Source organism: Microbacterium sp. TW_SC_2, assembly GCF_055361165.1.
Map to the genome: position 1 here is coordinate 363,442 of NZ_CM143952.1, position 22,760 is coordinate 386,201.

23 protein-coding genes are annotated in these 22,760 nt (G+C 69.8%); 14 read left to right on the forward strand and 9 right to left on the reverse strand.

Annotated elements, in window-relative coordinates:
* The first annotated feature begins 5 nt into the window (after positions 1 to 5).
* Together ACWA14_RS01800 and ACWA14_RS01805 are read left to right on the forward strand one after the other, a co-directional pair.
* The gene (locus ACWA14_RS01800; RefSeq protein ID WP_463795744.1) at positions 6 to 374 is read left to right on the forward strand and encodes a sterol carrier family protein; all 369 of its coding nucleotides are present in this window, start codon (positions 6 to 8) and stop codon (positions 372 to 374) included.
* A 114-nt stretch (positions 375 to 488) separates the two neighbouring features.
* Positions 489 to 803: a potassium transporter Trk gene (locus tag ACWA14_RS01805; protein ID WP_463795745.1), complete on the forward strand. Its 315-nt coding sequence runs from the start codon at positions 489 to 491 to the stop codon at positions 801 to 803.
* Between the two features lie 15 nt (positions 804 to 818).
* On the opposite strand, the gene ACWA14_RS01810 is transcribed toward ACWA14_RS01805, so the two are convergent.
* On the reverse strand, positions 819 to 1,424 hold the full coding sequence (locus ACWA14_RS01810) for a zinc-binding alcohol dehydrogenase (protein WP_463795746.1): 606 nt from the start codon (positions 1,422 to 1,424) through the stop codon (positions 819 to 821).
* Positions 1,425 to 1,497: 73 nt separating this feature from the next.
* Here ACWA14_RS01810 and purM point away from each other — a divergent pair, with 73 nt between their 5' ends.
* The 3 genes from purM to ACWA14_RS01825 are packed head-to-tail and all read left to right on the forward strand — an operon-like array spanning position 1,498 to position 5,418.
* Positions 1,498 to 2,631, forward strand: coding sequence for a phosphoribosylformylglycinamidine cyclo-ligase (gene purM, locus ACWA14_RS01815; RefSeq protein ID WP_463795747.1), 1,134 nt, complete (start codon positions 1,498 to 1,500; stop codon positions 2,629 to 2,631).
* Between the two features lie 7 nt (positions 2,632 to 2,638).
* Positions 2,639 to 4,114, forward strand: a complete 1,476-nt coding sequence (gene purF / locus ACWA14_RS01820) for an amidophosphoribosyltransferase (RefSeq protein WP_463795748.1) — start codon at positions 2,639 to 2,641, stop codon at positions 4,112 to 4,114.
* Positions 4,111 to 5,418 (forward strand): MFS transporter, encoded by a 1,308-nt coding sequence (locus ACWA14_RS01825; RefSeq protein ID WP_463795749.1) that lies wholly within the window; start codon positions 4,111 to 4,113, stop codon positions 5,416 to 5,418. Before purF ends, ACWA14_RS01825 begins: the two co-directional genes overlap by 4 nt.
* 48 nt (positions 5,419 to 5,466) lie before the next feature.
* Here ACWA14_RS01825 and ACWA14_RS01830 read toward each other — a convergent pair whose 3' ends face one another.
* A complete protein-coding gene (locus ACWA14_RS01830) occupies positions 5,467 to 6,126 on the reverse strand; it encodes a response regulator (protein ID WP_463795750.1) in 660 nt (219 codons plus the stop codon).
* A 95-nt stretch (positions 6,127 to 6,221) separates the two neighbouring features.
* Here ACWA14_RS01830 and ACWA14_RS01835 point away from each other — a divergent pair, with 95 nt between their 5' ends.
* Positions 6,222 to 7,370, forward strand: coding sequence for a sensor histidine kinase (locus ACWA14_RS01835; protein WP_463795751.1), 1,149 nt, complete (start codon positions 6,222 to 6,224; stop codon positions 7,368 to 7,370).
* Between the two features lie 19 nt (positions 7,371 to 7,389).
* Here ACWA14_RS01835 and ACWA14_RS01840 read toward each other — a convergent pair whose 3' ends face one another.
* Positions 7,390 to 8,214, reverse strand: a complete 825-nt coding sequence (locus ACWA14_RS01840) for an MOSC domain-containing protein (protein WP_463795752.1) — start codon at positions 8,212 to 8,214, stop codon at positions 7,390 to 7,392.
* A gap of 46 nt (positions 8,215 to 8,260) precedes the next feature.
* Complete coding sequence (locus tag ACWA14_RS01845; protein WP_029259537.1) at positions 8,261 to 8,446, reverse strand: DUF3073 domain-containing protein; 186 nt, start codon at positions 8,444 to 8,446, stop codon at positions 8,261 to 8,263.
* Between the two features lie 146 nt (positions 8,447 to 8,592).
* On the opposite strand from ACWA14_RS01845, the gene ACWA14_RS01850 reads away from it, so the two are divergent.
* A complete protein-coding gene (locus ACWA14_RS01850) occupies positions 8,593 to 9,144 on the forward strand; it encodes a universal stress protein (protein WP_463795753.1) in 552 nt (183 codons plus the stop codon).
* 42 nt (positions 9,145 to 9,186) lie between these two features.
* On the opposite strand, the gene ACWA14_RS01855 is transcribed toward ACWA14_RS01850, so the two are convergent.
* The 3 genes from ACWA14_RS01855 to ACWA14_RS01865 all read right to left on the reverse strand — a co-directional run bounded on the left by ACWA14_RS01855 (position 9,187) and on the right by ACWA14_RS01865 (position 13,238).
* Positions 9,187 to 9,807, reverse strand: a complete 621-nt coding sequence (locus tag ACWA14_RS01855) for a PadR family transcriptional regulator (protein ID WP_463795754.1) — start codon at positions 9,805 to 9,807, stop codon at positions 9,187 to 9,189.
* Positions 9,804 to 10,643 (reverse strand): DUF4097 family beta strand repeat-containing protein, encoded by an 840-nt coding sequence (locus ACWA14_RS01860; protein WP_463795755.1) that lies wholly within the window; start codon positions 10,641 to 10,643, stop codon positions 9,804 to 9,806. Before ACWA14_RS01860 ends, ACWA14_RS01855 begins: the two co-directional genes overlap by 4 nt.
* Before the next feature lie 108 nt (positions 10,644 to 10,751).
* Entirely contained in the window at positions 10,752 to 13,238 is a 2,487-nt protein-coding gene (locus tag ACWA14_RS01865; protein ID WP_463795756.1) for a glycogen/starch/alpha-glucan phosphorylase, read from the reverse strand.
* Between the two features lie 126 nt (positions 13,239 to 13,364).
* Here ACWA14_RS01865 and ACWA14_RS01870 point away from each other — a divergent pair, with 126 nt between their 5' ends.
* The 3 genes from ACWA14_RS01870 (at position 13,365) to ACWA14_RS01880 (ending at position 15,424) form a co-directional block, all read left to right on the forward strand.
* Positions 13,365 to 14,153 (forward strand): MerR family transcriptional regulator, encoded by a 789-nt coding sequence (locus ACWA14_RS01870; RefSeq protein WP_463795757.1) that lies wholly within the window; start codon positions 13,365 to 13,367, stop codon positions 14,151 to 14,153.
* Between the two features lie 79 nt (positions 14,154 to 14,232).
* Entirely contained in the window at positions 14,233 to 14,607 is a 375-nt protein-coding gene (locus ACWA14_RS01875) for a hypothetical protein (RefSeq protein WP_463795758.1), read from the forward strand.
* Between the two features lie 4 nt (positions 14,608 to 14,611).
* Complete coding sequence (locus ACWA14_RS01880; protein ID WP_463795759.1) at positions 14,612 to 15,424, forward strand: nitroreductase family protein; 813 nt, start codon at positions 14,612 to 14,614, stop codon at positions 15,422 to 15,424.
* 12 nt (positions 15,425 to 15,436) lie between these two features.
* Here the strand turns inward: ACWA14_RS01880 and ACWA14_RS01885 are convergent, their stop codons facing one another.
* The gene (locus ACWA14_RS01885; protein ID WP_463795760.1) at positions 15,437 to 16,966 is read right to left on the reverse strand and encodes an FAD-dependent oxidoreductase; all 1,530 of its coding nucleotides are present in this window, start codon (positions 16,964 to 16,966) and stop codon (positions 15,437 to 15,439) included.
* Positions 16,967 to 17,052: 86 nt separating this feature from the next.
* Between ACWA14_RS01885 and ACWA14_RS01890 the strand changes: the two genes are divergently transcribed.
* The 4 genes from ACWA14_RS01890 to ACWA14_RS01905 all read left to right on the forward strand — a co-directional run bounded on the left by ACWA14_RS01890 (position 17,053) and on the right by ACWA14_RS01905 (position 21,651).
* Entirely contained in the window at positions 17,053 to 17,442 is a 390-nt protein-coding gene (locus ACWA14_RS01890) for a fluoride efflux transporter FluC (protein WP_463795761.1), read from the forward strand.
* The gene (locus tag ACWA14_RS01895) at positions 17,439 to 17,798 is read left to right on the forward strand and encodes a fluoride efflux transporter FluC (RefSeq protein ID WP_463795762.1); all 360 of its coding nucleotides are present in this window, start codon (positions 17,439 to 17,441) and stop codon (positions 17,796 to 17,798) included. Before ACWA14_RS01890 ends, ACWA14_RS01895 begins: the two co-directional genes overlap by 4 nt.
* Positions 17,799 to 17,872: 74 nt before the next feature.
* Positions 17,873 to 18,472 carry a TetR/AcrR family transcriptional regulator gene (locus ACWA14_RS01900; RefSeq protein WP_463795763.1) on the forward strand — a complete coding sequence of 200 codons (600 nt, stop codon included), beginning with the start codon at positions 17,873 to 17,875 and terminating at the stop codon, positions 18,470 to 18,472.
* Between the two features lie 14 nt (positions 18,473 to 18,486).
* Positions 18,487 to 21,651 carry an efflux RND transporter permease subunit gene (locus ACWA14_RS01905; protein ID WP_463795765.1) on the forward strand — a complete coding sequence of 1,055 codons (3,165 nt, stop codon included), beginning with the start codon at positions 18,487 to 18,489 and terminating at the stop codon, positions 21,649 to 21,651.
* A 123-nt stretch (positions 21,652 to 21,774) separates the two neighbouring features.
* Here the strand turns inward: ACWA14_RS01905 and ACWA14_RS01910 are convergent, their stop codons facing one another.
* A complete protein-coding gene (locus tag ACWA14_RS01910) occupies positions 21,775 to 22,671 on the reverse strand; it encodes an aldose 1-epimerase family protein (protein ID WP_463795766.1) in 897 nt (298 codons plus the stop codon).
* Positions 22,672 to 22,760: the final 89 nt, after the last annotated feature.

Below are 22,760 nucleotides of genomic sequence, written 5' to 3' on the forward strand. Positions count from 1 at the left end.
TTCCCATGGCCCGCAAGATCGACATCATCGACGGACGGACGGCGCTCGACGCCGTCCGACGAGCGGATGCCGACGGCACGAAGCCTCCGCGCACCGACCTCGCCACCGCGGTGCGCTATCTCCTGCAGCTGCTCGACGAGAAGGCCCCCGGCAACAGCGTCGAGGTGAGGGTGCCGCCGTTCGGTGCGGTGCAGGTCATCCAGGGCCCGCGGCACACCCGCGGCACGCCGCCGAACGTCGTCGAGATGGATGCCGCGACCTGGATCGCCGTCGCCACGGGGACGGAGATCTGGGCGGATGCCGCCGCATCGGGTCGCATCCATGCCTCCGGCACGCGTGCCGATCTCGCGGACGTCCTCCCCCTGCGTCCGTAGTTCCGCCCCGGCACACGTTCCGCCCGACCCACGCCCCCACCCACCTCGCACCCGGCCCCGCACTCCGCCCCGGATCGGGCCCCCGGTATGTCCGAGCGGTGGGAGAATGGAGGCATGTCCTCCACCGATTCCCACCAGACCGTCGAAGCGACCGTGCGCCACGTGCCGCGGTACGGCGTGCTGATGACCGTCGGCGGCGTGCTCGGCGTCATCGTCGCCGCGATCCTCACCTTCACCGGGAGCTTCGAGGAGTCGCAGGCGCTCGACGTGGTCTACCCGGCCGGTCAGGTGTTCGGTTTCCTGCTGCTGTGGACCGCCCCGATCGGCATCGCGCTCGGCGGCGTCGCCGGACTCGTGCTCGAGCGCCTCGCGCGACGCCATGATCGCGTCGTGCGCGTCGACCGTGAGACGGTCATCGAAGCGGACTGATCCCCCGCGCGCGGATCACGCCAGTTCGGCGATGATCGGGCGGATGGCGGCGTCGAACGCGACCACGTCGCGACGCAGCCCGTCGGTGACGGCCACCGTGAGAGCCCCGATCCACCAGATGCCGCGCTGCGAGAACGGCAGCACCTGCACGTTCAGCTCGAAGGAGTGCGCGCGGCGGCCGATCTCGCGCTCGAACTCCGCGATCGCGCTGGCGTAGGCGCGGTAGGCGTCGCCGCCCGTGTTGCTCTTCATGGAGTGCACGTAGCGGTCGTGGGCGGCACGCGCGTAGCGCAGGGCGGATGCCGCCTGCGGGCCCACCGCGTCCGTGAGCTCCTCGGCCCCCGTCGCCGGCAGCGCGACCAGGGTGTCGAAGCCGTCGATGAGCTCGAGCGGCACCTCGGAGCGGTGGGCGCGCGGTTCGACCGTCATGTCCCAGTAATCCCGCCACTGCTTCTCGAGCTCGGCGGATGCCTCCGCGGCATCCGGCGCCCGGACCGGGAGCTCACGGAGACTCGGCAGGTCTTCCGGCGCGCGGATGCCGAGCGCTTGACGCAGCGCGAGGGCGACGAGAACGGGAACGCTCGCGTCTTCGCGGATGAGCCACTGCGGCTTGTCGGCCATGGCCCCATCGTAGGCGAGCGACGTCATCGTGCGGGCGGAATACCGGGGGCGCTCCGGGCGGTAGGCTGGGGGCGTGGCTGCCTCCCCCACCAACTCCTATTCCGAAGCCGGCGTCGATACCGCTGCAGGTGATCTCGCCGTCGAGCTGATGAAGTCCTCCGTGCGCGCGACGCACGGCCCTGAAGTGCTGGGCGGTGTCGGCGGATTCGCCGGCCTGTTCGACGCCAGTGCGCTGCGCGACTTCCGTCGCCCGCTGCTCGCGACCAGCACCGACGGCGTCGGCACGAAGGTCGCCATCGCGCAGGCGATCGACAAGCACGACACGATCGGCCAGGATCTGGTCGGCATGGTCGTCGACGACATCGTCGTGGTCGGCGCGAAGCCGCTGTTCATGACCGACTACATCGCGTGCGGCAAGGTCTTCCCGCAGCGCATCGCCGACATCGTGCGCGGCATCGCCGAGGCGTGCTCCGCCACCGGCACCGCGCTGGTCGGCGGGGAGACCGCCGAGCACCCCGGTCTGCTCGGTCCGCGCGACTACGACGTCGCGGGCGCCGCGACCGGCGTGGTCGAGGCCGACGCGATCCTGGGCGCCGAGCGCGTGCAGGACGGGGATGCCGTCATCGCGGTGTCCTCCAGCGGACTGCATTCCAACGGCTACTCGCTCGTGCGGCACATCATCACGAACGCCGGTATCTCGTACGCCGACAACGCCGCCGATTTCGGCACCACCTGGGGCGAGGCTCTTCTCGAGCCCACGCGCCTCTACACGCTTCCGCTGCTGCGTCTGATCGACCGGCTCGGCTCGTCCGACGCGCGGGACGGCGGCGTGCACGCCCTGAGCCACGTCACCGGTGGCGGCATCGCCGCGAACCTGGCCCGCGTGCTGCCGCAGGGCAGCTGGGCCGAGGTCGATCGCAGCACGTGGTCGCCGAGCCCGGTCTTCCGCGTGCTCAGCGACATCGCGGGCTCGACGCTCGAGTCGTCCGAGGGCACCTGGAATCTCGGTATCGGCTTCCTCGCGGTGATCGCGGCGGACAAGAAGGATGCCGCGATCGCGGCGCTGAACGCCGAGGGCATGCCGTCATGGCAGGTCGCCACGGTGGGCTTCGGCGCGCGGCCGGCAGGAGAATTCGAACAGGGCGCCAAGGGCGTCGACGGCGGAGCGGTGCGCCTCGTCGGTTCTTACGCGGACGGAGCGAAGTAGACACCCCATGTGCGGCATCGTCGGAATGGTGGGGACAGCCCCGGTCAATCAGGACATCTACGACGCGCTTCTGCTCCTGCAGCATCGCGGGCAGGACGCCACCGGAATCGCCACGGCGGAATCCAACGGCGTGATGCACAACGCCAAGGCGCAGGGCATGGTCCGCGAGGCCTTCCGCACGCGTGACATGCGCGCGCTGCTCGGCAACGTGGGACTCGGTCACGTGCGCTACGCCACGAAGGGCACCGCATCGAACGAGGAGGAGATGCAGCCGTTCTACGTGAACGCGCCCTACGGGATCATCCTCATCCACAACGGCAACCTCACCAACACGCGGGAGCTGACGGCCGAGATGGCGCAGCGCGACCGTCGCCACCTCAACTCCTCCAGCGACACCGAGCTGCTGCTGAACGTGCTCGCCGGCGAACTGCAGAACACCACCTCCACGGTCGACCTCGATCCCGAGCGTGTCTTCGAGGCCGTCGCCCGCACGCACGAGCGCATCGAGGGCGCATACGCCGTGATCGCGGTGATCGCGGGCTACGGTCTACTCGCCTTCCGCGACCCCTTCGGCATCCGCCCGCTGATCCTCGGCCACCGCGTGAGCCGCTCGGAAGACGGCACGCCCGGGGGTGACGAGTGGGTCGTGGCGAGCGAATCGCTCGTGCTCGAGAACGGCGACTACGAGGTCGTGCGCGAGATCGAGCCCGGCGAAGCCGTGTTCATCACGACCGAGGGCGAGCTGCACTCGAAGCAGTGCGCGGAGGTCACGCAGCTGACCCCGTGCGCGTTCGAGTACGTGTACCTGGCGCGCCCCGACTCGATCATGAACGGCGTCTCGGTGTACGAGTCGCGCCTGCGCATGGGCGACCGCCTGGCCGACACGATCGCGAAGCACGTGCCGATGGACAAGATCGACGTCGTGATGCCGATCCCCGACTCCTCGCGCCCCGCCGCGATGGAGGTCGCCCGCAAGCTCGGCATCGAGTACCGCGAGGGCTTCTACAAGAACCGCTACGTCGGCCGCACCTTCATCATGCCGGGGCAGGCGGTGCGCAAGAAGAGCGTCCGTCAGAAGCTCAACGCCATGTCGACCGAGTTCCGCGGCAAGAACGTGCTGCTGATCGACGACTCGATCGTGCGCGGCACCACGTCGAAGGAGATCATCCAGATGGCGCGGGATGCCGGGGCGACCTCGGTGACCTTCGCCTCCGCGGCGCCTCCGGTGCGGCATCCGCACGTCTACGGCATCAACATGCCCTCGCGCCACGAGCTCATCGCGCACGGACGCACGATCCCGGAGATCGCCGAGGTGCTCGGCTGCGATCACCTCGTGTACCAGGAGGTCGACGACCTGAAGGCCGCGATCACCGAGGGCTCGGCGATGACCGACCTCGACATGAGCTGCTTCGACGGTCGCTACGTCACCGGTACGGTCAGCGACGAGTACCTCGCCTGGGTCGAGGGCTCGCAGACGTCATGACCTCCGCCGCCCGCCCGCTCTGGCAGGGCAGGGCCGTCGCGCTGATCGGCATCGTGCTCGTGGCGTTCTCGCTGCGCTCCGCTGTCGCCTCGCTGTCGCCGGTGCTCGATCACGTGGCCGACGACTTCGCGGTGTCATCGGTCGTGGTCGGGCTGATCGGCGCCGCGCCGCCGGTGTGCTTCGCGATCTTCGGTCTGCTCACCCCGCTCTTCGAACGCCGGTTCGGCCTGGAGCGGGTCGCCGTCGCGGCGATCGTGCTGATGGCGACCGGAATGCTGCTCCGCGGGTTCGCGGTCGACTCGGCGAGTCTGCTGGCGGCGACCGCGCTGGTGTTCGCCGGGGTCGGCTCGGGAAACGTCCTGCTGCCACCCCTGGTGAAGAAGTACTTCCCCGACCGCATCGGCCTCATGATGACGGTGTACTCGACGACGCTGGCCGCCTCCACGTTCCTCCCGCCGCTCGTGGCGGTGCCGCTCGCGGACTCGCTCGGCTGGCGCGTGTCGCTGGGGATGTGGGGAGTGTTCGCCGCGATCGCCCTGGTGCCGTGGGTGACGCTGATGCTCCGCGAGCGCCTGGCGCCGATGCCCGCTCCGGTCGAGGCGGGCGAGATCGATCCCACCGACGGCATCGACGACGTGCGGGATGCCGTGGCGGTCGCCACCGGTCCCATCGCGACCGCACCGGCCAACCGTCGCTCGTTCGGCCGGCTGTGGCGTCTCCCGCTGGCATGGGCGCTGGCCCTGGTGTTCGGCACCTCGTCCACGATGGCCTACGTCTCGTTCGCCTGGTTGCCCACGCTGCTGGTCGACATCGGAGGCGTCACCCCGGCGACCGCCGGCCTGCTGCTCTCCCTGTTCGCGCTGATCGGTCTGCCCTGCTCGATGATCGTGCCGATCCTCGTGGTGCGGCAGCAGGCGACGCGTCCGCTCTTCTTCGTCGCCGTGGCCGGCGGGGTGATCGGTCTTCTCGGGCTGCTGCTCGCGCCGACCGTCGCGCTGCCGCTGTGGGTGGGCTTCTTCGGCCTCACCGCGATCATGTTCCCGCTGAGCCTGGTGCTGCTCAGCATCCGTGCGCGGACCCCCGAGAGCGCCGTGGCCCTCAGTGGTTTCGTGCAGAGCATCGGCTACGCGATCGCCGCGGTGTTCCCCCTGCTGATCGGTCTGCTGCACGACACCACCGCGGGATGGCAGGTGCCGCTGCTCGTCATCGGCGCCGTGCTGATCCTGTCGATCCCCGCGGGCATCGTCGCCGGCCGCCGGCGGACGATCGAGGACGAGTGGGAGCGCCGCCACGGCCGGTGGTGAGACAGCGGCCCGTGTCGTGCTGCGGCCGTGATCAGCCGCGTGGGCGGATCACTGGAACCGGACGAGTCCGCCGCGCGCCGCACGGACGAGGATCTGCACCCGGTTGCTCACATCCCACTTCGTCATGATGTTGCTGACGTGCGTCTTGACCGTGCTCTCGGACACGTGGATGGTGCGCGCGATCTCCGCGTTGGAATGCCCCAGGGCCAGATGCGCGAGCACCTCCTGCTCGCGGTCGGAGAGCTGGTGACCCGACGGGAACTCCTTCGTCATCTCGACCTCGCCGTTCTGCGCGGTCTCGATCAGGCGGGCGGTGATCGCGGGGGACAGCGCCGCCACCCCCGCGTGCACCAGGCGGACGGCCTCGACGATCGCCTCGGGCTCGGCGTCCTTCAGGAGGTACCCGGCGGCGCCGGCGCGCAGCATCGGCAGGATCATGTCGACGGATCCGAAGGTGGTGATCGCCAGCACCCGCGTCTCCGGACGGGTCGCGGTGATCTCGATCGCCGCCTGCACTCCGCCCATGCGGGGCATCTGCATGTCGAGCAGGACGATGTCGGGTCGCGTCGTCTGCACGAGGGTGATGCCGGAGAGGCCGTCACTCGCCTCGCCGACGACCTCGATGTCATCGGCTTCGTCGAGGAAGACCGTCAGCGCCCGACGGACGAGCTTGTCGTCGTCGACGATCGCCACACGGATTACTCCCACGAATGGATTGTATCGTCGGCGCGCAGGAGCCCTCCTCCGCCGCGGACGGAAGCCGGATGCGGGGCGGCGCGCGCGACACCGGGATAATCGACGGTATGAGCACACTCCGGCCCGTCGTGGCGTCGCCGCGCACCTTGCGAGGGGCCGACGCCCCGGTCCCGCTGAGCCGCGCCGAGCGCATCGTGCTGATCGTCGCGATCGCCGGGGCCTTCCTCACCACCGTGCTGGGCGCCACCTTCGGCGACGAGCCCTTCTCATTCCTGATCCTCCTCGACCTGGCCGTCACGGCGACCTTCGCCCTCTTCCTGATCTCCCCTTCCAGCGCCGTCGCCACGCTGGCCGCGATCATGGTCCCCGCGCTTCTGCTCGACTGGAGCGGTCCGGGATTCGCGGCGCTCGCCGTCGCCACGGGGCTGGTGACCCGGACGGGCTCGACACGCCTGATGGTCGCGTTCACGGGTCTGCTGCTGCTCACGGCCGCGGCGATCGTCCTCCGGCAGCCCGAGGAGCCGGTGTTCGTGGGCATCGGGTTGCTGATCGCCGCCGTCGCCGGCGCGGCGGGGATCCTGCTGCGCTCGGCCCGCGGTCGTGAACAGCGCCTGGATGCCGCTCTCCGAGAGCAGGCATCCGTCATGGCTCAGCTCCGGCGGGACGAGCGCCTCCTCATCGCCGACGAGTTGCACGATGTCATCGCGCATGACCTGACGGCGATCGCGATGCAGGCCCGTCTGATGGAGCGCGAGGACGACCCGGTGCAGCGGGCGCAGACCCAGCGCGAGATCGGGGATGCGGCCCGACGGGCGCTGCGGGACATCCGCCGGCTCATCACTCCCGTACCGGGGGAGGCACCGACGGAGCGGATCGACGATTTCGACACGACCCTCGCGGAGATGGCCGCCACGCTGCGCACCGCGGGATACACGCCGGAGGTGACCACCGACCTCGCGCAGCCGATCCCTCGATTGGTCGACGGGACGCTCGCCCGGGTGCTCCGCGAGAGCACCACGAACATCATGAAGCACGGGCGGCCGGGCCCGGTGCGCATCCGCGTCGGCGTGGATGCGGAGGAGGCCTGGGTGCAGGTCAGCAATCCGCGCCGTGCGCACCGATCGCGTGAGCCGCTTCCCTCGGGGGGCTTCGGTTCCGCTCGGCTGGCCGAGCGGGTCGGGCTGCTCGGGGGCGAGTTCGCCCAGGGGATCGAGGGGGACGAGTGGGTGGTGCGAGCCGCTCTGCCGTTGACCTGAGCGGATCCCGGCGTCGTGCTCAGCCGGCGAGCACCTCGTCGCCGAGCCGGATGACCCCCGCGGCGTCGTCGTCGGGAGACGCCGCCGGGAGCAGGAGCCGCCCGAGCGTCGGCTCGGTCTGATGCAGTGCGCCGGTGAGGGTCGTGAGGACCTTCATGTCGCGCACGCCGGTGTCGGGGTCGGCATGCGTCGCGAGGCAGCGCACGATCGGTCCGGCGGTGCGGAGGCGCACCTCGCCGACGCGGACCTCTCCGGTCCAGTCGAGCTCCTCCCATGGGCCGATGCCGTCGACCACGATGTTGGAGCGGAAGCGGCGGTCGTCGACCGGTGCGCCGACCGCGTCGCCCAGCGCCCGCGTGCTGCCGACACCGTGCAGGGAGACGTAGCCGCGCGCGCGGTCCTGGAATCGCGAGGTCCTGCCGTCGCCGACGAGCACGAGGGGCAGCCGTCCCGGCCGCCGGAGGCGCCGTCCTTCCGGGGTCGCGAGGACGAACTCCGTGACGGCATCCGTCAGCTCTTCGCGCCCGGCGGCGTCGAGACCCGCGTCGACGAGCACCCGGCCCCCGTGCTCGATGCGCACCCGGTGCGCGGCGTCGTCGAAGCTCGTGCGCAGCGCGGCCAACGCGGGGAAGTCCTGCAGCGAGAGTCCGTGCGACTTGGGCCAGTGGTCGAGGCCGTCGCGCTGTTCCGGGTTCGAAGCGGAGGCGAAGCGGAACGCCAGCACGCGGTCTCCGGCGACTCGGCCGTCGGCCTGGACGGTGAGCGTGTCGACGGACTGCGGCGTCAGCCCTTTGATCGGGTGACGATACAGCGCGACCACACGAGCTGCCGGATGTTGGGACACGACGAAACCCCCGTGGGTCACACGGGGGCGACGAGTGAGGAGACGGTCACGCCTTCTCTAGTTCGTCCTCGTCTTCGTCGGCATAATCATCTGCCCACTTGTCGACATAGGCGTCTTCGTCGGTCGGATGCCCCAATTCGCGCTCGAGCGCGGAGTAGTTCACCGACGGACTGTACGCCTTGAGTTCGCGGGCGATCTTTGTGTGCTTCGCCTTCTGACGGCCACGGCCCATGCGCGAGACCCCCTCACGAGTTAAGCTGCGGGCGACAGGCCCGAGGCATTCACGACACCGGCGCGCAGCCGGTAAGAGTAGCATTCAGAATAGCACGCGGGTAAGGGCCACCGGCCGAGGCCCGGCTGGTGAATGGAGCGATCGTCATGACCGAGAACACCGACAACACCGCCACTCCCTCCGATGAGGCCGCACAGAACGCCGCACTGCAGAAGGCCGTGATCGTCGGCCTGCAACCGGATCAGCCTCGGCGCGTCGTCGACGAGGCGCTGCGCTTCGCGCGTCTGCTCGGTGTGCCGCTCGTGGTCGCCCATGTCGACGTCACGCGGTTCGTGACCTATGAGGACCCGGACGGCTACGTGCACTCCGCCCCGATCGACATCAACTTCGACGCCGGCGCCGCCGAGTTCGAGACCGTGCAGAAGCAGGCGGCCGCCGTGCTCGACGACGCGGGCATCACGTGGACGGCCCGCCAGCTCATCGGCGACCCCGCTCTCGCCATCAAGCAGCTCGCGCACAAGCTCGATGCGCAGCTGATCGTGGTCGGCACACGCAAGCGCGGGATCGGCGAGTCGATCCGGGAGTTCTTCACCGGGTCCGTGGCCGCGCGTCTCACGCATCGCCAGCACCGCTCGGTGCTCGTGGTCCCGCTCGGAGAGTCAGTGCCGGACTCGCAGAAGGAGATCTGGCCGGAGTAGGGATCCCGCTCCGTACAGATGCTCCTCCCGCGAGAGCGGGCGTCAGGACGGTGAGATCCCGACCGTGATCGTGCGGGCCGCCGCGTCGAGGGCATCCTCGAGCTCCGACACCACGGAGGGTGCCAGCACCCCGCCCTGAGCCACGTGCGTGCGCAGGTCGGTGCGCACTCGCGCGCGGAAGGCGTTGATCACGGCATCCGCGCGGTGCAGCTCTTCGCGGCTGATCGCCCGGACGTCGTCCGATGCTCCCCGCGGGCGGCTCTGCGCCGCGGCCCGTTCGCCCTGCTCGGCGGAGGCGAGGTCGGCCCGCAGGCTCTTCATCGCGTCCTTCACGCTCTGGCGCACCTCGTTCGCGATGAGGCGGACGGAATCCGCCAGCCCCGACTCGATGCCGGCGAGGTCTCCCTCGCGCGCGGCCAACTCGGTGCGTCCGGCGTCGGTGATCGCATAGATCGTGGTGCGGCCGTCGACGGTCTTCGACACCAGCCCCTCTTCCTCGAGCTTCGCGAGTCGCGGGTAGATGGTCCCGGCGCTGGGCGTGTAGGTGCCCCCGGTGCGGTCGGTCAGCGACTGGATGATGCCGTATCCGTGCTGCGGGGCCTCGGCCAGCAGCGACAGGAGGTAGAGGCGCAGGTCTCCGTGCGAGAAGACGGCGGGGCTCATGACTCCCACTCCGCATCGTTCGTGATCGACTCGGGTGCCCGGCGCAGGACCGTGACGCCGCCCGAGACGGAGTTGGCACGCAGGTCGACGAAGCGACCCGCGAGCTCGCCCTTGGTGCCGGTGTAGTTCCGCGGGCCCGAGGTGCTGCGATCGACGCCGTCGATCAGCAGGCGGCCGGTGAGCGAGCGGATCACGTAGTTCGCGGCGAGCGACTCGTCGAGGCGCACGGTGGTGCCGCCCGAGACCGAGTTCACACTGATGGTGTTCACATCGCCCGCGGCATCCACGAGGGTGGCGCCGGAGACGATGTCGACCGTCGCCTTGCGGATCGTGCCGGTCACGGCGACATCGCCCGAGACGCTGTTGGCGTTGATCGACCCGGTCAGTCCGCGCACCTGCACGTCGCCGGAGACGGAGTTCACCGTGAGGTCGCCGATGAGGGTGTCGACGATGATGTCGCCGGAGACGGTGTTCAGGCGGGCGTCGTTGCGCAGGCCGGAGACGAGGGCTCCGGCGCTGACGACCCCGAGGGTGAGGGCGATCGCGCGGGGGACGGCGACGCTCACCTCGGCGCGGGGGCCGCCCGAGCCGAAGTTGCGGAAGACTTCGAGGAAGTTGTCCCATCCCAGCTGCGGGTGGTCGATCTCGATCTCGCCGTCGTTGACCTCCACGCGGAGATCCTTCGTCGTGACGCCGTGCACTTCGATGCGGATGTTCGATTCGTCATGGGCGATGACATCGACCTGGCCGCCGACGAGGCCCACCTTGAGCCGGGTCGCGGATTCGATGTCGATGACGCGTTCCTCGCCCGGGGCGATGAGCCACTTCTCGGTCATGTCTGCTTCTCCTGTGTCTGGGAAACACGATATATCGTGTGTGGCGAGCATAACACGATATATCTCGATATGGGGAGGAAGTTCTCGGGCGCACCACGGCGAGCGGCGTCAGACGAGAGGGGGCGTGTGCCAGATGCGGTCGATGTAATCGCGGATCGAGCGATCGGACGAGAAGAAGCCGGTGCGGGCGACGTTGAGAACCGCGGAGCGGGTCCACGCCTCCTGGTCGGCGTACGCGGCATCCACGCTGTCCTGGGCGGCGATGTACGACGCGTAGTCGGCGAGGACCATGAAGCGGTCCTCGTAGAGGAGGTTCGACACGACGGGTTCGAACACCGAACGGTCGCCCTGCGAGAAGGCGCCGGAGGCGATGAGGTCGATCGCCCGGCGGAGCCCCTCGTCCGCCTGGTACAGCTCCTGGGGCTGGTACCCGCGGGTGCTCAGCGCCTCGACCTCGGGCTCGCTCATCCCGAACAGGTAGAAGTTGTCATCGCCGACGAGCTCGCGGATCTCGACGTTCGCGCCGTCGTCCGTGCCGATCGTGAGGGCACCGTTCAGGGCGAACTTCATGTTGCCCGTGCCCGAGGCCTCCTTGCCGGCGAGGGAGATCTGCTCCGACAGGTCGGCGGCGGGGATCACGCGCTCGGCGAGCGTGACGTTGTAGTTGGGCGGGAAGACGACCTTGAGCCGGCCTTCGAGGCGAGCGTCGGTGTTCACGACTTCGCCCACGGCGTTGATCAGATGGATGATGCGCTTCGCCATCGCGTATCCGGGGGCAGCCTTCGCCCCGAAGATCGCGGTGCGCGGCACGACATCCGACACGGCGATGCGCCCCGAGATCACTCCCTCGTAGGTCGTGACGATGTGCAGCACCTTCAGCAGCTGCCGCTTGTACTCGTGCAGCCGCTTGACCATGACATCCAGCATGTGACCGTCGCTGATGTCGAATCCGTCCCGCTCGTGCAGCACCGCACCGAGGCGACGCTTGTTCGCGGCCTTCACCGCGGCGAAGGCGGCGCGGAACCCGGCATCCTCGGCGAACGGCTCGAGTTCGCGCAGTCGTTCGAGGTCGGTGGTCCAGCTGTCGCCGATGGCCGAGGTGATGAGCGCCGACAGCTCCGGGTTCGCCAGGCGCAGGAACCGGCGCGGGGTCACCCCGTTGGTGACGTTCGTGAACTTGCCGGGGAAGAAGGTGTCGAAGTCGTGGAGCACCTTGTCGCGGAGCAGCTGCGAGTGCAGTTCGGCGACGCCGTTGACCTTGGCTCCGGCGACCGTCGCGAGGTACGCCATGCGCACCGAGCGGACCGGATGCTCGGCGATGATGGACATGTCGCGCACGAGCATCTCGTCATCGCCGAAGCGCTCGCGCACCGCCACGAGGAACTCGTCGTTGATGCGGTAGATGATCTCGAGGTGCCGGGGCAGCAGGCGGCCGAGCAGCTCGACGGGCCACACCTCGAGCGCTTCCGGGAGCAGGGTGTGGCACGTGTAGGCGAAGCACTGCTGGGTGATGGCCCAGGCGGCATCCCACTCGAGGTGCTTCTCGTCGATGAGCACGCGCATGAACTCGGGAACCGCGATCACGGGGTGGGTGTCGTTGAGCTGGAAGATCACGCGCTCGGGCAGGTTCGTCAGGTCGAAGCCGTCGGCGAGCATGTTGTCGAGGAAGTCGTGGATGGATGCGGCCACGAAGAAGTACTGCTGCTGCAGACGCAGCTCTTTTCCCTGCGGGGTGGAGTCCTCGGGGTAGAGCACCTTCGAGATGTTCTCGGCGAAGGTCTGCGCCCGCACGGCCTCCTCGTAGTCGCCCGAGTTGAAGATGCGCAGGTCGAAGGCGCTGGTGGCGACCGCGCTCCACAGGCGGAGGGTGTTGACGCGGCCGTTCCGGAATCCGGGGACCATGTAGTTGTACGGCACGGCCTGGACGTTCCATGCGGGGACCCAGCGGCTGCGGGTGACGCCGTCGTCGTCGTATTTCTCGGTGTGGCCGCCGAACGCGATCGTCTGCGCGTCTTCGGGTCGGGCGAATTCCCACGGCGACCCCAGAGCGAGCCAGGCATCCGGCTGCTCGACCTGCTGGCCGTCGACGAACGTCTGGCGGAAGATCCCGTACTCGTAGCGGATGCCGTAGCCGATGCTCGGCACGGCCATCGTGGCGAGCGAGTCGATGAAGCAGGCGGCGAGGCGTCCGAGCCCGCCGTTGCCGAGTCCGGGCTCGACCTCGTGCGCACGCAGCTCGTCGAGGGAGACGCCACACGATGCCAGAGCCTCGCTCGCGACCTCGGTGAGATCGGCGGCGAGGAGGTTGTTGTCGAGCTGGCGACCCAGCAGGTACTCGGCCGAGAGGTAGCAGACGCCCTTGGCCTGCACCTCCTTCTGGTGGCGCACGTCTTCCAGCCACCGGGCCATCAGGTAGTCGCGCACGGTGTGCGCGAGCGCGAGGTAGCGGTCGTTCGCACTGGACGCCGACAGCGCGACGCCGCGGTCGAAGTTGAGGTTGTGCAGGAAGCGCTTGGTGAACTCGTCCGCGGTGCTCGGCGGAGCGATCACGGGAGCGAGAGCGAGGGGATGCGAGGCGGAAGGTGATTCGGGCACGTGACGACCGTAGCGAGCCGCGGGCCGTTTCGGGAGACATCGTTCGCGAGAACTCGCTTGACCTTGACGTAGCGTCAACTTCTACCGTGGAGTTATCGAAGAACGGATCCACGGAAGGAGGACGCGATGACCGGTCGCGATTGGTCGATCCAGGAGGTCGCCCGACTCGCGGGCACGACCAGCAGAACGCTGCGTCACTACGACGACGTCGGCCTGCTGCCGCCGTCGCGCATCGCGCACAACGGCTATCGCCACTACGACGAGGCCGCGCTCGTGCGCCTGCAGCGCATCCTGCTGCTGCGCGAGCTCGGACTCGGTCTGCCGCAGATCGCCGAGCTGCTGAACCCGGTGACTCCACGGCAGAGCGAGGAGTCCGCTCTCGAAACCCACCTCGCGCTGCTGCGCGAGGAGCAGAACCGGCTGGCGCGACAGATCGCGTCGGTCGAGAACACCATCAACGCATTGAAAGCAGGTGAAGAACTCATGGCAGAGAACATGTTCGACGGTTTCGACCACACCCAGTACAAGGAGGAGGTCGAAGAGCGCTGGGGTCGCAAGGCCTACGCCGACAGCGACCGCTGGTGGCGCGGGATGACCGACGCCGAGCGTGCCGACTGGCAGCAGCGCGTCTCCGACCTCGGTCGGGATTGGATCGCCGCCGCAGAGAGCGGCATCGACCCGGCATCCGCCGAGGCTCAGGACGTCGCTCGTCGCCACGTCGAGTGGCTCACCGGCATCCCGGGAACCCCCGCGGCCGCGCCCGGTGGCGACGCCAAGGGGTACGTGATCGGACTCGGTGAGATGTACGTCGCAGACCCGCGCTTCGGCGCGAACTACGCGACGTCCGCCGGCGGCACGCAGGGCGCGGAGTTCGTCCGCGACGCGCTCCGCATCTACGCAGAAGGCACCCTGTAGCGGGCGGCGCGCTTTGCACAGATCGGGACACCACGGCAAGGCCGAGATCGGATGCCGGTGCGGGGCGTAGTGTCGTGCCATGCCCCACCGCCGGAGACGGACGAACGCGGCGCCGCTGTTCACGGCGGCGACCGTGGCCTATGCCGCGAACGTCGCCCTCGGGTCGGCTGTCGCCGCCCGGGTCATCGACACCCGCGACTTCCGCTGGCTGCACCACGCGATCTACATCGCCACGTGCGCCGCCTCCGCCGCCGCGTTCTCCGCGGTGATCTGGGGCAGGCCGAAGCGCGCGAGCCGCCGCGCCGCGCTGGCCCTGGCTCCGGCCGCCGCGCCGCTCGCCGCGATCCCCTACCTGGGCACGCACAGCCGGCGGCATCCGCTCGTCGCGCTCGCCGCGGCCCCCTTCATCGTCGCGGGCCTCCTCTGCTCGCGCCTCGCCACCGACCGGAAGTGAACGCATGGAACTGCTCGACGCCATCCGCCGCCGCAAAACCACGAACGGGCCGTTCCTGCCCGACCCGGTGTCGGAAGAGCACCAGCGCATCCTGCTCGAGGCGGCCGGACGCGCCCCCTCGCAGCTGAACAGTCAGCCGTGGCGGTTCGTCGTGATCGAGAACCGCGACACGATCGATCAGATCGCCCGGATCTCCGGTGAGAGCATGACCGAGGCCATGTCGAACGGCACGTTCTTCGAACGGTACAAGCCGTACTTCCGCTTCAGCCAGGCCGAGATGGAGGAGAAGCGCAGCGGGATGCTGTTCGACAAGCTCCCCGCGGCCCTCCGCCCCTTCACGAGCCAGGTGTTCACCAAGCGCGGTCAGAAGCTGATGAACACGTTCGGCGTGCCCAAGACCCTGGGGGAGGAGAACCACAAGCTGGTCGGCGGCTCCCCGCTGCTGCTGGGCGTGATGCTCGATCGCAGCGAGTACCGGCCCGGCCAGCTGTCGTCGTTCTACTCGGTGTTCAGCATGGGCGCCGCGATGGAGAACGTCTGGCTCACCACGGTCGAGCTCGGGATGGGCATCCAGTTCATCTCGTTCCCCATGGAGGTTCCGGGGCGCTGGGACGAGATCGTGAAGCTGCTCCACGTGCCGGACGACCTCGAGCTGATGGCCGTCTACCGCCTCGGCTACCTGCCGCCCGAGCAGCGTCGCCCGGCGATCGACTGGTCGAGCCACCAGCGCAAGCTCGCCTCGCAGTACGTGTTCCGCGAGAGCTGCGAGACGCCCCAGCAGGGATGGGACGCCCCGCTCGCGCCGCCCGCGGACTGAGCGCGACGCGTCTCAGTCGCGGCCGGAGCGGGGCAGCTTCTTCAGGTCCTTGACCGCCGGTCCCTCGATGCGGGTGCCGTCGGCCGCGAAGCGCGAGGCGTGCAGGGGGCAGTCCCAGGTGCACTCGGCATCGTTCCACTCCAGGACTCCGCCGAGGTGCGGGCAGACGGCGCTGACCGCCCGGGTGACGCCCTCCACCGTCGAGACGGCGACCGGAAGGCCCGCACGGGTGGCCACGACGCCCTCGCCCTCGGCGGGGCGGGGCACGGGAACCGGGTTCTTCTGCGCGGCGAGCCAGCCGGATGCCGCGGCAGCTCCGACCTTCGCACCCTCGACGGCGCCCGTGGCGAGATCGGCCGGCACGGTCAGGCGCGTGCCGAGGGCGATCATCCAGGACGGCTTGTCGCGCCAGCTCGTCTCGAGGATCTCGGCGGTGAGGCGCAGCGCGGCGGCCGGAGCGTTCGACAGCCCCCATTTGGCGTAGCCCGTGGCCAGGCGGATGCGGCCGAGACCCCGCGGCATCGCACCGACGAACGGGATCTGGTTGTGCGACTGGTAGTCCTGCGCCGCCCAGCGGTGCGTCTCCTCGGCGCCCGGGAAGTGCTGCCGGGTCCAGGAGATGAGATCGTCGATCGCGGCGGCCTCGCTGTCGGAGCGTCCGACCGGGTGCCCGTTGCCGCCCACGATGAGCTGCGCGGTGCCGCCGGGGCCGTCGGCGTCGGACACCGGGCGGATCGAGCGCGAGGGGCTGTCGACCGACAGGAACGTGTCCATCGGGAGGTCGCCGGGAACGCGGAACGAGACGCAGTACGACCGCATGCCGCTCATCTTGGTGAAGTACAGGCCGCGGTCGAGGATCGGACTGCCGGTGGCGATCACGATGTGCTCCGCGAACAGCGCTCCCTCGGCCGTCTCGACGCGCGTGTCGGGGAGGGCGTGCGCCCCGGTGGCGCGGATGCCGGTGTGCAGGGTGCCGCCCGCGGCGAGGAACTCCTGGGCGAGCGCGGCGGTCACGGTCACCGGATCGATCGTCACCTGGTCGTCGAGCGCGACCGCGCCGGAGATCGGGAACGGTGTGGGCGGCAGCTCGGTGCGGCCGAGCAGACGCGTCGGCAGTCCTGCTTCCCGGGCGGCCGAGTGCACGGCCTCCAGCGTGTCCCCACCGCTCGCGCTCTGCGCGTAGGAGTGGTCGATGCGGCGCGTGTAGGGGACCCCGGCGTGATCCGCGAACGCGGTCAGCCAGTCCATGCCCTCCCGGTTGGCGTCGACGTAGGCGCGCACGAGGTCCGCGGAGTGATGCCGACGGATCTCCGCCAGTCGTGCGCCCTGCAGGAGCGACAGCTTGCCGGTGTTGGCGCCGCTGGCGAGCTGCGCCACCTCGCCGGCCTCGAGCACGGCGACGTCGAGCCCGGCCCGCGTGAGCATCACGGCGGTCGCGAGGCCGGTGAGCCCGGCGCCGACGATCACGACGTCGTGGCGCGCGCCCGCCTCGAACGGCGAGCCGACGGGCGGGGCGGTATCGGTCTTCCACAGGGGGTTCATGTCGTCAGTCAACGCCCTCGCACCCTCCGCGCGCACCGCCTTGACTTTCCCGGGCTGCACTGCCATCGGCGGCTAAAGTGGCGAACGTGAACCTCCGCCGCGTCCTCCTCGTCGCCCTCGGCGGCACGATCGGCACCGCGGCGCGTCTCGCCCTCGGCCTCCTGGTCCCGGACGACGGCGGCCTCCCGGTGGCCGTGCTGAGCGCGAACGTCGGGGGCGCGCTGCTCATCGGCGTGCTCGCCGCACGCCTTCCGTCGTCGAGCGAGATCCGGCTGCTGCTCGGCACGGGAGTGCTGGGCGGCTTCACGACCTACAGCGCGTTCATGACCGGCACGCTGGAGCTCTGGGCGGAGGCTCCGCTGCTCGCCGCGGCGTATGCGGTCGGGAGTCTCGTGCTCGGAGTCGTCGCGGCGACACTCGGCCTGCGGCTCGGTCGGGGCCGCGAGCGGAGACACGACGCCGGGGTGGTGTCATGACCCCGCTGCTCTTCGTCGGAGCCGCGCTCGCCGGCGGTCTCGGAGCCGTGCTGCGCTACCTCGCCGACCTCGGTGTCGCGCGGTTCGCCGGTCGGCGCTTCCCCTGGGGGATCCTGCTGGTGAACGTCACCGGCTCCTTCGCCCTCGGGCTCGTCACGGCGGCGCTGCCGGATGCGGCGTTCGTGCTCGGCGCTGGTCTGCTCGGCGGATACACGACCTTCAGCACCGCCATGCTCGACACGGTGGCCCTGTGGCGGGACGGCGAGAGGGTCGCCGCCGCGGCGAACGCCATCGGGATGCTGCTGCTCGCCCTGCTCGCGGCGGGCCTCGGGCTGGCGCTCGGTTCCGTGCTCTGAGCTGAGCGTCTCCCAGCATCCTCACAATCCGGAAATGTACAAAAGTACATGTACGGATGTCCCGGGGAGGCACCATGGGGGAGAACGCGCGTCGACGACGTGACCCTGAGGCGCGCCGCCGAGAGATCGTCGCTGCCGCCGCGGAACTGATCGTGGAGGTCGGGGCCGACGGCATCACCCACCGCATGGTCGCCGCCCGCGCCGGCGTGCCGCTCGGGTCGACGACGCAGCACTTCGACACGCTCGACGACCTGCGCTCCGCCGCCCTGCGCGCACTCGCGGACGAGGTGGACGCCCGGCTCGACGGCGTCCGCATCGCCCTCGCCGAGCGCGGGACCACCCCGGCCGTGATCGCCGACCTGATCGGCGACGGCCTCGACGACGCCCGCGCGGTGAAGGCCGATCGCGCCGTCGTGACCGCCGCGGTGCACGACCCCCGGCTGCGCGAGCTCGCCCGGCACCTGTCGGAACAACTGGTCGGCCTCCTGGAGCCCGCCTACGGAGTGGACCGCGCGACCGCCGCGATGATCTTCATCGACGGCGTCATGTGGAGCACCCAGATCCGCGACACCACCCTGGAGCGCGCCTTCATCGAGAACGTGCTCACCCAGATCCTCGGCATGCCCGAGACTGATAACACCTCCGGTCGCACCGCAGCGCCGTCCGCACCCTGAACCGAGGAACAGCCTTGTCGAATCTCGCCGTCCTGAGCCTGAAGAACCGGGCGCTCATCGCGCTCGTCACGATCGTCGCCGCCGTGTTCGGCGGACTCGCGCTGACGAACCTCAAGCAGGAGCTCATCCCGTCGCTCGAGCTGCCGAACCTCATCGTCTCCACGAGCTACCCGGGCGCATCCCCCGAGGTCGTCGAGAACGACGTCTCCACCCCGGTCGAGGCCGCGATCCAGGGCGTTCCCGGTCTCGAGGGCACCACGGCCACCAGCACGACGAACGCGTCGATCGTGCAGGCCACGTTCGCCTACGGCACGAACCTCGCGACCGCGGAGCAGAAGATCCAGCAGGCGATCAACCGCATCTCCGGTCAGCTTCCCGAAGACGTCAGCCCGCAGGTCCTGGCGGTCTCGATCGACGACTTCCCGGTGATTCAGGTCGCCGTCACCGGTTTCGAGGATGCCGACAACGCGCAGGCCCAGCTGGAGACCGTCGCGATCCCCGAGCTCGAAGACGTCGACGGCGTCAACGCGGCGCAGATCATCGGCGGGGTCGGCCAGCGCATCAGCATCACGCCCGACACCGCGAGGCTCGCGGCCGAGGGTCAGAGCACGCAGGCGATCTCGTCGGCGCTGCAGCAGAACGGCACGCTGTTCCCGGGTGGCGACATCACCGAGAACGGGCAGACCCTCACGGTCCAGACGGGCGCGAAGATCACCTCGGTCGAGGAGATCGCCGCCCTCCCCCTGGTCGGCGCCGCGCTGACCATCGGCGATGTCGCGACGGTCGTGCAGGAAGCCGATCCGGTCACCTCCCTGTCTCGCGTCGACGGCAAGGACGCCCTCTCGATCTCGATCACGAAGCTGCCCGCGGCGAACACGGTCGAGGTGTCGCAGGGCGTCATCGCCGCCCTGGACGAGGTCGGCAAGGCGTTCCCGGATGCCGAGTTCACGGTGATCTTCGACCAAGCGCCGTTCATCGTGCAGTCCATCGAGAGCCTCGCGACGGAGGGCCTGCTCGGACTCGTCTTCGCGGTGCTCGTGATCCTGGTGTTCCTGCTGTCGGTCCGCTCCACCCTGGTGACGGCGATCTCGATCCCGACCTCGGTGCTCATCACGTTCATCGGCCTGCAGGCGTTCGGGTACTCGCTGAACATCCTCACGCTCGGCGCGCTCACGATCGCCATCGGGCGCGTGGTCGACGACTCCATCGTGGTGATCGAGAACATCAAGCGTCACTACGTCGGCGATGCCGACAAGGGGGATGCGATCCGGCTCGCCGTGCGCGAGGTCGCGATGGCCATCACGGCATCCACGATCACGACGGTCGCGGTGTTCCTCCCGATCGTCTTCGTGGGAGACCTGGTCGGCGAGCTGTTCCGTCCGTTCGCGGTGACCGTCGCGATCGCCATGGTCGCGTCGCTGCTGGTCTCGCTGACGATCGTGCCGGTGCTCGCGTACTGGTTCCTCCGCCCCGGCAAGCCGCTCCTCGACGAACAGGGGAACGCGATCGACCCGGAGCATCAGGATGCTCCGCCCACGGCACTGCAGCGCGCCTACCGTCCTCTCCTCGGCTGGACGCTCCGCCACTCGGTCGTGACCGTGCTCCTCGCGGTCGTGGTGCTGGCCGGCACGCTCGCCGCCGCCCCGCTGATGAAGGTGAACTTCCTCAGCGACTCCGGCCAGAACACCCTCACCGTCACGCAGGACCTCGGCCCGACCGCGAGCCTGCAGACCAAGTCGGATGCGGCCGTCAGCGTCGAGGAGGCTCTCCTCGACATCGACGGCGTCGAGAACGTGCAGGCGTCGATCGGCTCGAGCGGTTCGGCGCTGCGCGACGCGTTCTCCGGCGGCGCGGGCATCACGTACTCGGTGCTGACCGACGCCGACGCCGATCAGGAGCAGCTGCGCGCCGACGTGCAGAAGTCCATCGACGGCCTCGGCGACGAGGTGGGCGATGTCGCGGTCGCGGCATCCGCCGGCTTCGGATCGAGCGACATCGAGATCACGCTCACGGCCTCGAACGGCGACGACCTGCAGACCGCGACCACCGCGCTCGTGGACGAACTCGACGGGCGGGACGGCGTGGGCCAGGTGACCGACAACCTGGCCGCAGCGCTGCCCTACATCGCCGTCGTCGTCGACCGCGACGCGGCGGCACAGCGCGGCCTCTCCGAGGTCGCGGTCGGATCGATCGTCTCGAACACGATGCGTCCGCAGCAGCTCGGCTCGGTCGAGATCGACGACACCGCCCTGACCGTGTACCTCGTGGCCCCCGAGCCCCCGACCACGGTCGACGCCCTCAAGGCGCTCGCGATCCCCACGCCGCTCGGCGTCGTGCAGCTGCAGGACATCGCGACGGTCGAGCAGCGCAACGGCCCGACCTCGATCACGACCGAGCAGGGACGCCGCACCTCGACGGTCACCGTGCCCCCGGCATCCGACAACCTGGCCGTCGCGACGGCATCGGTCACCGCCGCGATCGCCGCGGTCGATCTGCCCGACGGCGCGTCCGCCGAGGTGGGCGGTGTCGCCTCGCAGCAGGCCGACTCGTTCTCGCAGCTCGGGCTGGCGATGCTCGCCGCGATCCTGATCGTCTACGTGGTGATGGTGGCGACGTTCAAGTCGCTGCGTCAGCCGCTGCTGCTGCTCGTGTCGGTGCCGTTCGCGGCGACGGGCGCGATCCTGCTGCAGATCGTCACGGGTGTGCCGCTCGGTGTCGCCTCGCTGATCGGTGTGCTGATGCTCATCGGCATCGTGGTGACGAACGCGATCGTGCTGATCGACCTCGTCAACCAGTATCGCGAGAAGGGGCTCTCGACCATCGACGCGGTGCGGGCCGGTGGCGAGAAGCGTCTGCGTCCGATCCTCATGACGGCCCTCGCGACGATCTTCGCGCTGACGCCGATGGCGCTCGGCATCACGGGGCACGGCGGGTTCATCTCGCAGCCTCTCGCGATCGTGGTGATCGGTGGACTGATCTCCTCGACCGTGCTGACGCTGATCGTGCTGCCGACGCTGTACAACCTGGTCGAGGGCGCGAAGGAGCGACGTCACGCGCGCAAGCGCGCCGACGCCGGGGACCCGGCAGCCGCCGAGGAGTCCGCCGTGCACGATTCCGCCGTGCACGATGCCGACGCGCACGCGCTCACGCGCCGGGAGCTGCGCGAGCGCGGGGAGTAGGCGGCGTCGGCCGTTCACAATTCAGTCAGATCGGGGCGCCGGGGGCGAGATCGAGGGATCTCACCCGCGGCGCCGCGGTTTCTGACTGAATTGTGAACAGGGACGACGCGTGACCGCGGCGGATCAGCCGAAGGTGATGCCCCACTGCAGCGTCCAGGTCTCGTCGGGGCCGAGGCGCCGCACGCCGATGCCGCTGTTGAACGCGTCGGCGGGGGCGGTCATCGGCTCGATCGCGAGTGCGAGCGCCTGCCCCGGATACTTCGTGGTCGTGAACGCCTGGACGACGTCGAACCCCGCGCCCTGCCACAGGGTGAGGCGGCGTCCGTCCGGAGCCGCCACCGTGGTCCGCACCAGTCCGTCGGCATCGCGCACGAGGTCGGTGAGGCCCGTGTCGAGCGTGACGTCGCCCAGGCGCACGCCTTCGCGCAGCGCGGTCTCCGCCGGACGGGTGCCGGTCGGCAGCATGCGCTCGTCGGTCTCGATCGCGGTCGCGGCCGGGACCTGCAGCATCAGGTCGTGCGTGTCGACGCCGCCGATCATGAGGAAGGGGTGCGCGCCGAGCGCGACCGGAGCTGCCTCGGGCGACTGGTTGGTGAGCGTGTGCGTCACCTCGATGCCGTCGGCGGTCAGCGTGTAGGTGACCGTGGTCTCGATCAGATACGGGTAGCCGGTCTGCGGCACGATGCTCGCCCGCAGCACGGCGGACGTGTCGGTCTGAGCGACCTCGTACGCCGTGAAGCGGAGCAGGCCGTGACTGGCGTTGTGGAACTTCGGCTCTGTGATCGCGAGCTGGCGAGGCGTGCCCTCGTCGTCCCAGCGGCCGTCGCGGATGCGGTTCGGCCAGGGCGCGAGCACGACACCGGAGCACGAGGGGGTCGGTGCATCATCGGGATACGGGGGGATCAGGTCGACGTCTCCCACGCGCAGCGCACGGAGCGACGCCCCGACCTGGGCGATCTGCGCGGTGACGTCTCCGAGGTGGAGGGAGACCTGGGTGCCGGTGGGGGAAACGAGGATCACTCCGTCATCGTAGGGGCTGGGCACTCTCTCAGGTGCGTCGGCTAGGCTTTCCGGGTCGGCTTCGGATACCCGCGCAGGTGTGCGGACGT

Bases quoted from the DNA above. Each gene is read 5' to 3' on its own strand.
- ACWA14_RS01855 (WP_463795754.1), bottom strand. From the start codon at position 9,807: ATGAGCCCCGCCGTCTTCTCGCACGGAGACCTGCGCCTCTACCTCCTG.
- ACWA14_RS01805 (WP_463795745.1), top strand. From the start codon at position 489: ATGTCCTCCACCGATTCCCACCAGACCGTCGAAGCGACCGTGCGCCAC.
- ACWA14_RS01870 (WP_463795757.1), top strand. From the start codon at position 13,365: ATGACCGGTCGCGATTGGTCGATCCAGGAGGTCGCCCGACTCGCGGGC.
- purF (WP_463795748.1), top strand. From the start codon at position 2,639: ATGTGCGGCATCGTCGGAATGGTGGGGACAGCCCCGGTCAATCAGGAC.
- ACWA14_RS01860 (WP_463795755.1), bottom strand. From the start codon at position 10,643: ATGACCGAGAAGTGGCTCATCGCCCCGGGCGAGGAACGCGTCATCGAC.
- ACWA14_RS01800 (WP_463795744.1), top strand. From the start codon at position 6: ATGGCCCGCAAGATCGACATCATCGACGGACGGACGGCGCTCGACGCC.
- ACWA14_RS01895 (WP_463795762.1), top strand. From the start codon at position 17,439: ATGACCCCGCTGCTCTTCGTCGGAGCCGCGCTCGCCGGCGGTCTCGGA.
- ACWA14_RS01885 (WP_463795760.1), bottom strand. From the start codon at position 16,966: ATGAACCCCCTGTGGAAGACCGATACCGCCCCGCCCGTCGGCTCGCCG.
- ACWA14_RS01875 (WP_463795758.1), top strand. From the start codon at position 14,233: ATGCCCCACCGCCGGAGACGGACGAACGCGGCGCCGCTGTTCACGGCG.
- ACWA14_RS01880 (WP_463795759.1), top strand. From the start codon at position 14,612: ATGGAACTGCTCGACGCCATCCGCCGCCGCAAAACCACGAACGGGCCG.
- ACWA14_RS01825 (WP_463795749.1), top strand. From the start codon at position 4,111: ATGACCTCCGCCGCCCGCCCGCTCTGGCAGGGCAGGGCCGTCGCGCTG.
- ACWA14_RS01850 (WP_463795753.1), top strand. From the start codon at position 8,593: ATGACCGAGAACACCGACAACACCGCCACTCCCTCCGATGAGGCCGCA.
- ACWA14_RS01900 (WP_463795763.1), top strand. From the start codon at position 17,873: ATGGGGGAGAACGCGCGTCGACGACGTGACCCTGAGGCGCGCCGCCGA.
- ACWA14_RS01845 (WP_029259537.1), bottom strand. From the start codon at position 8,446: ATGGGCCGTGGCCGTCAGAAGGCGAAGCACACAAAGATCGCCCGCGAA.
- ACWA14_RS01810 (WP_463795746.1), bottom strand. From the start codon at position 1,424: ATGGCCGACAAGCCGCAGTGGCTCATCCGCGAAGACGCGAGCGTTCCC.
- ACWA14_RS01835 (WP_463795751.1), top strand. From the start codon at position 6,222: ATGAGCACACTCCGGCCCGTCGTGGCGTCGCCGCGCACCTTGCGAGGG.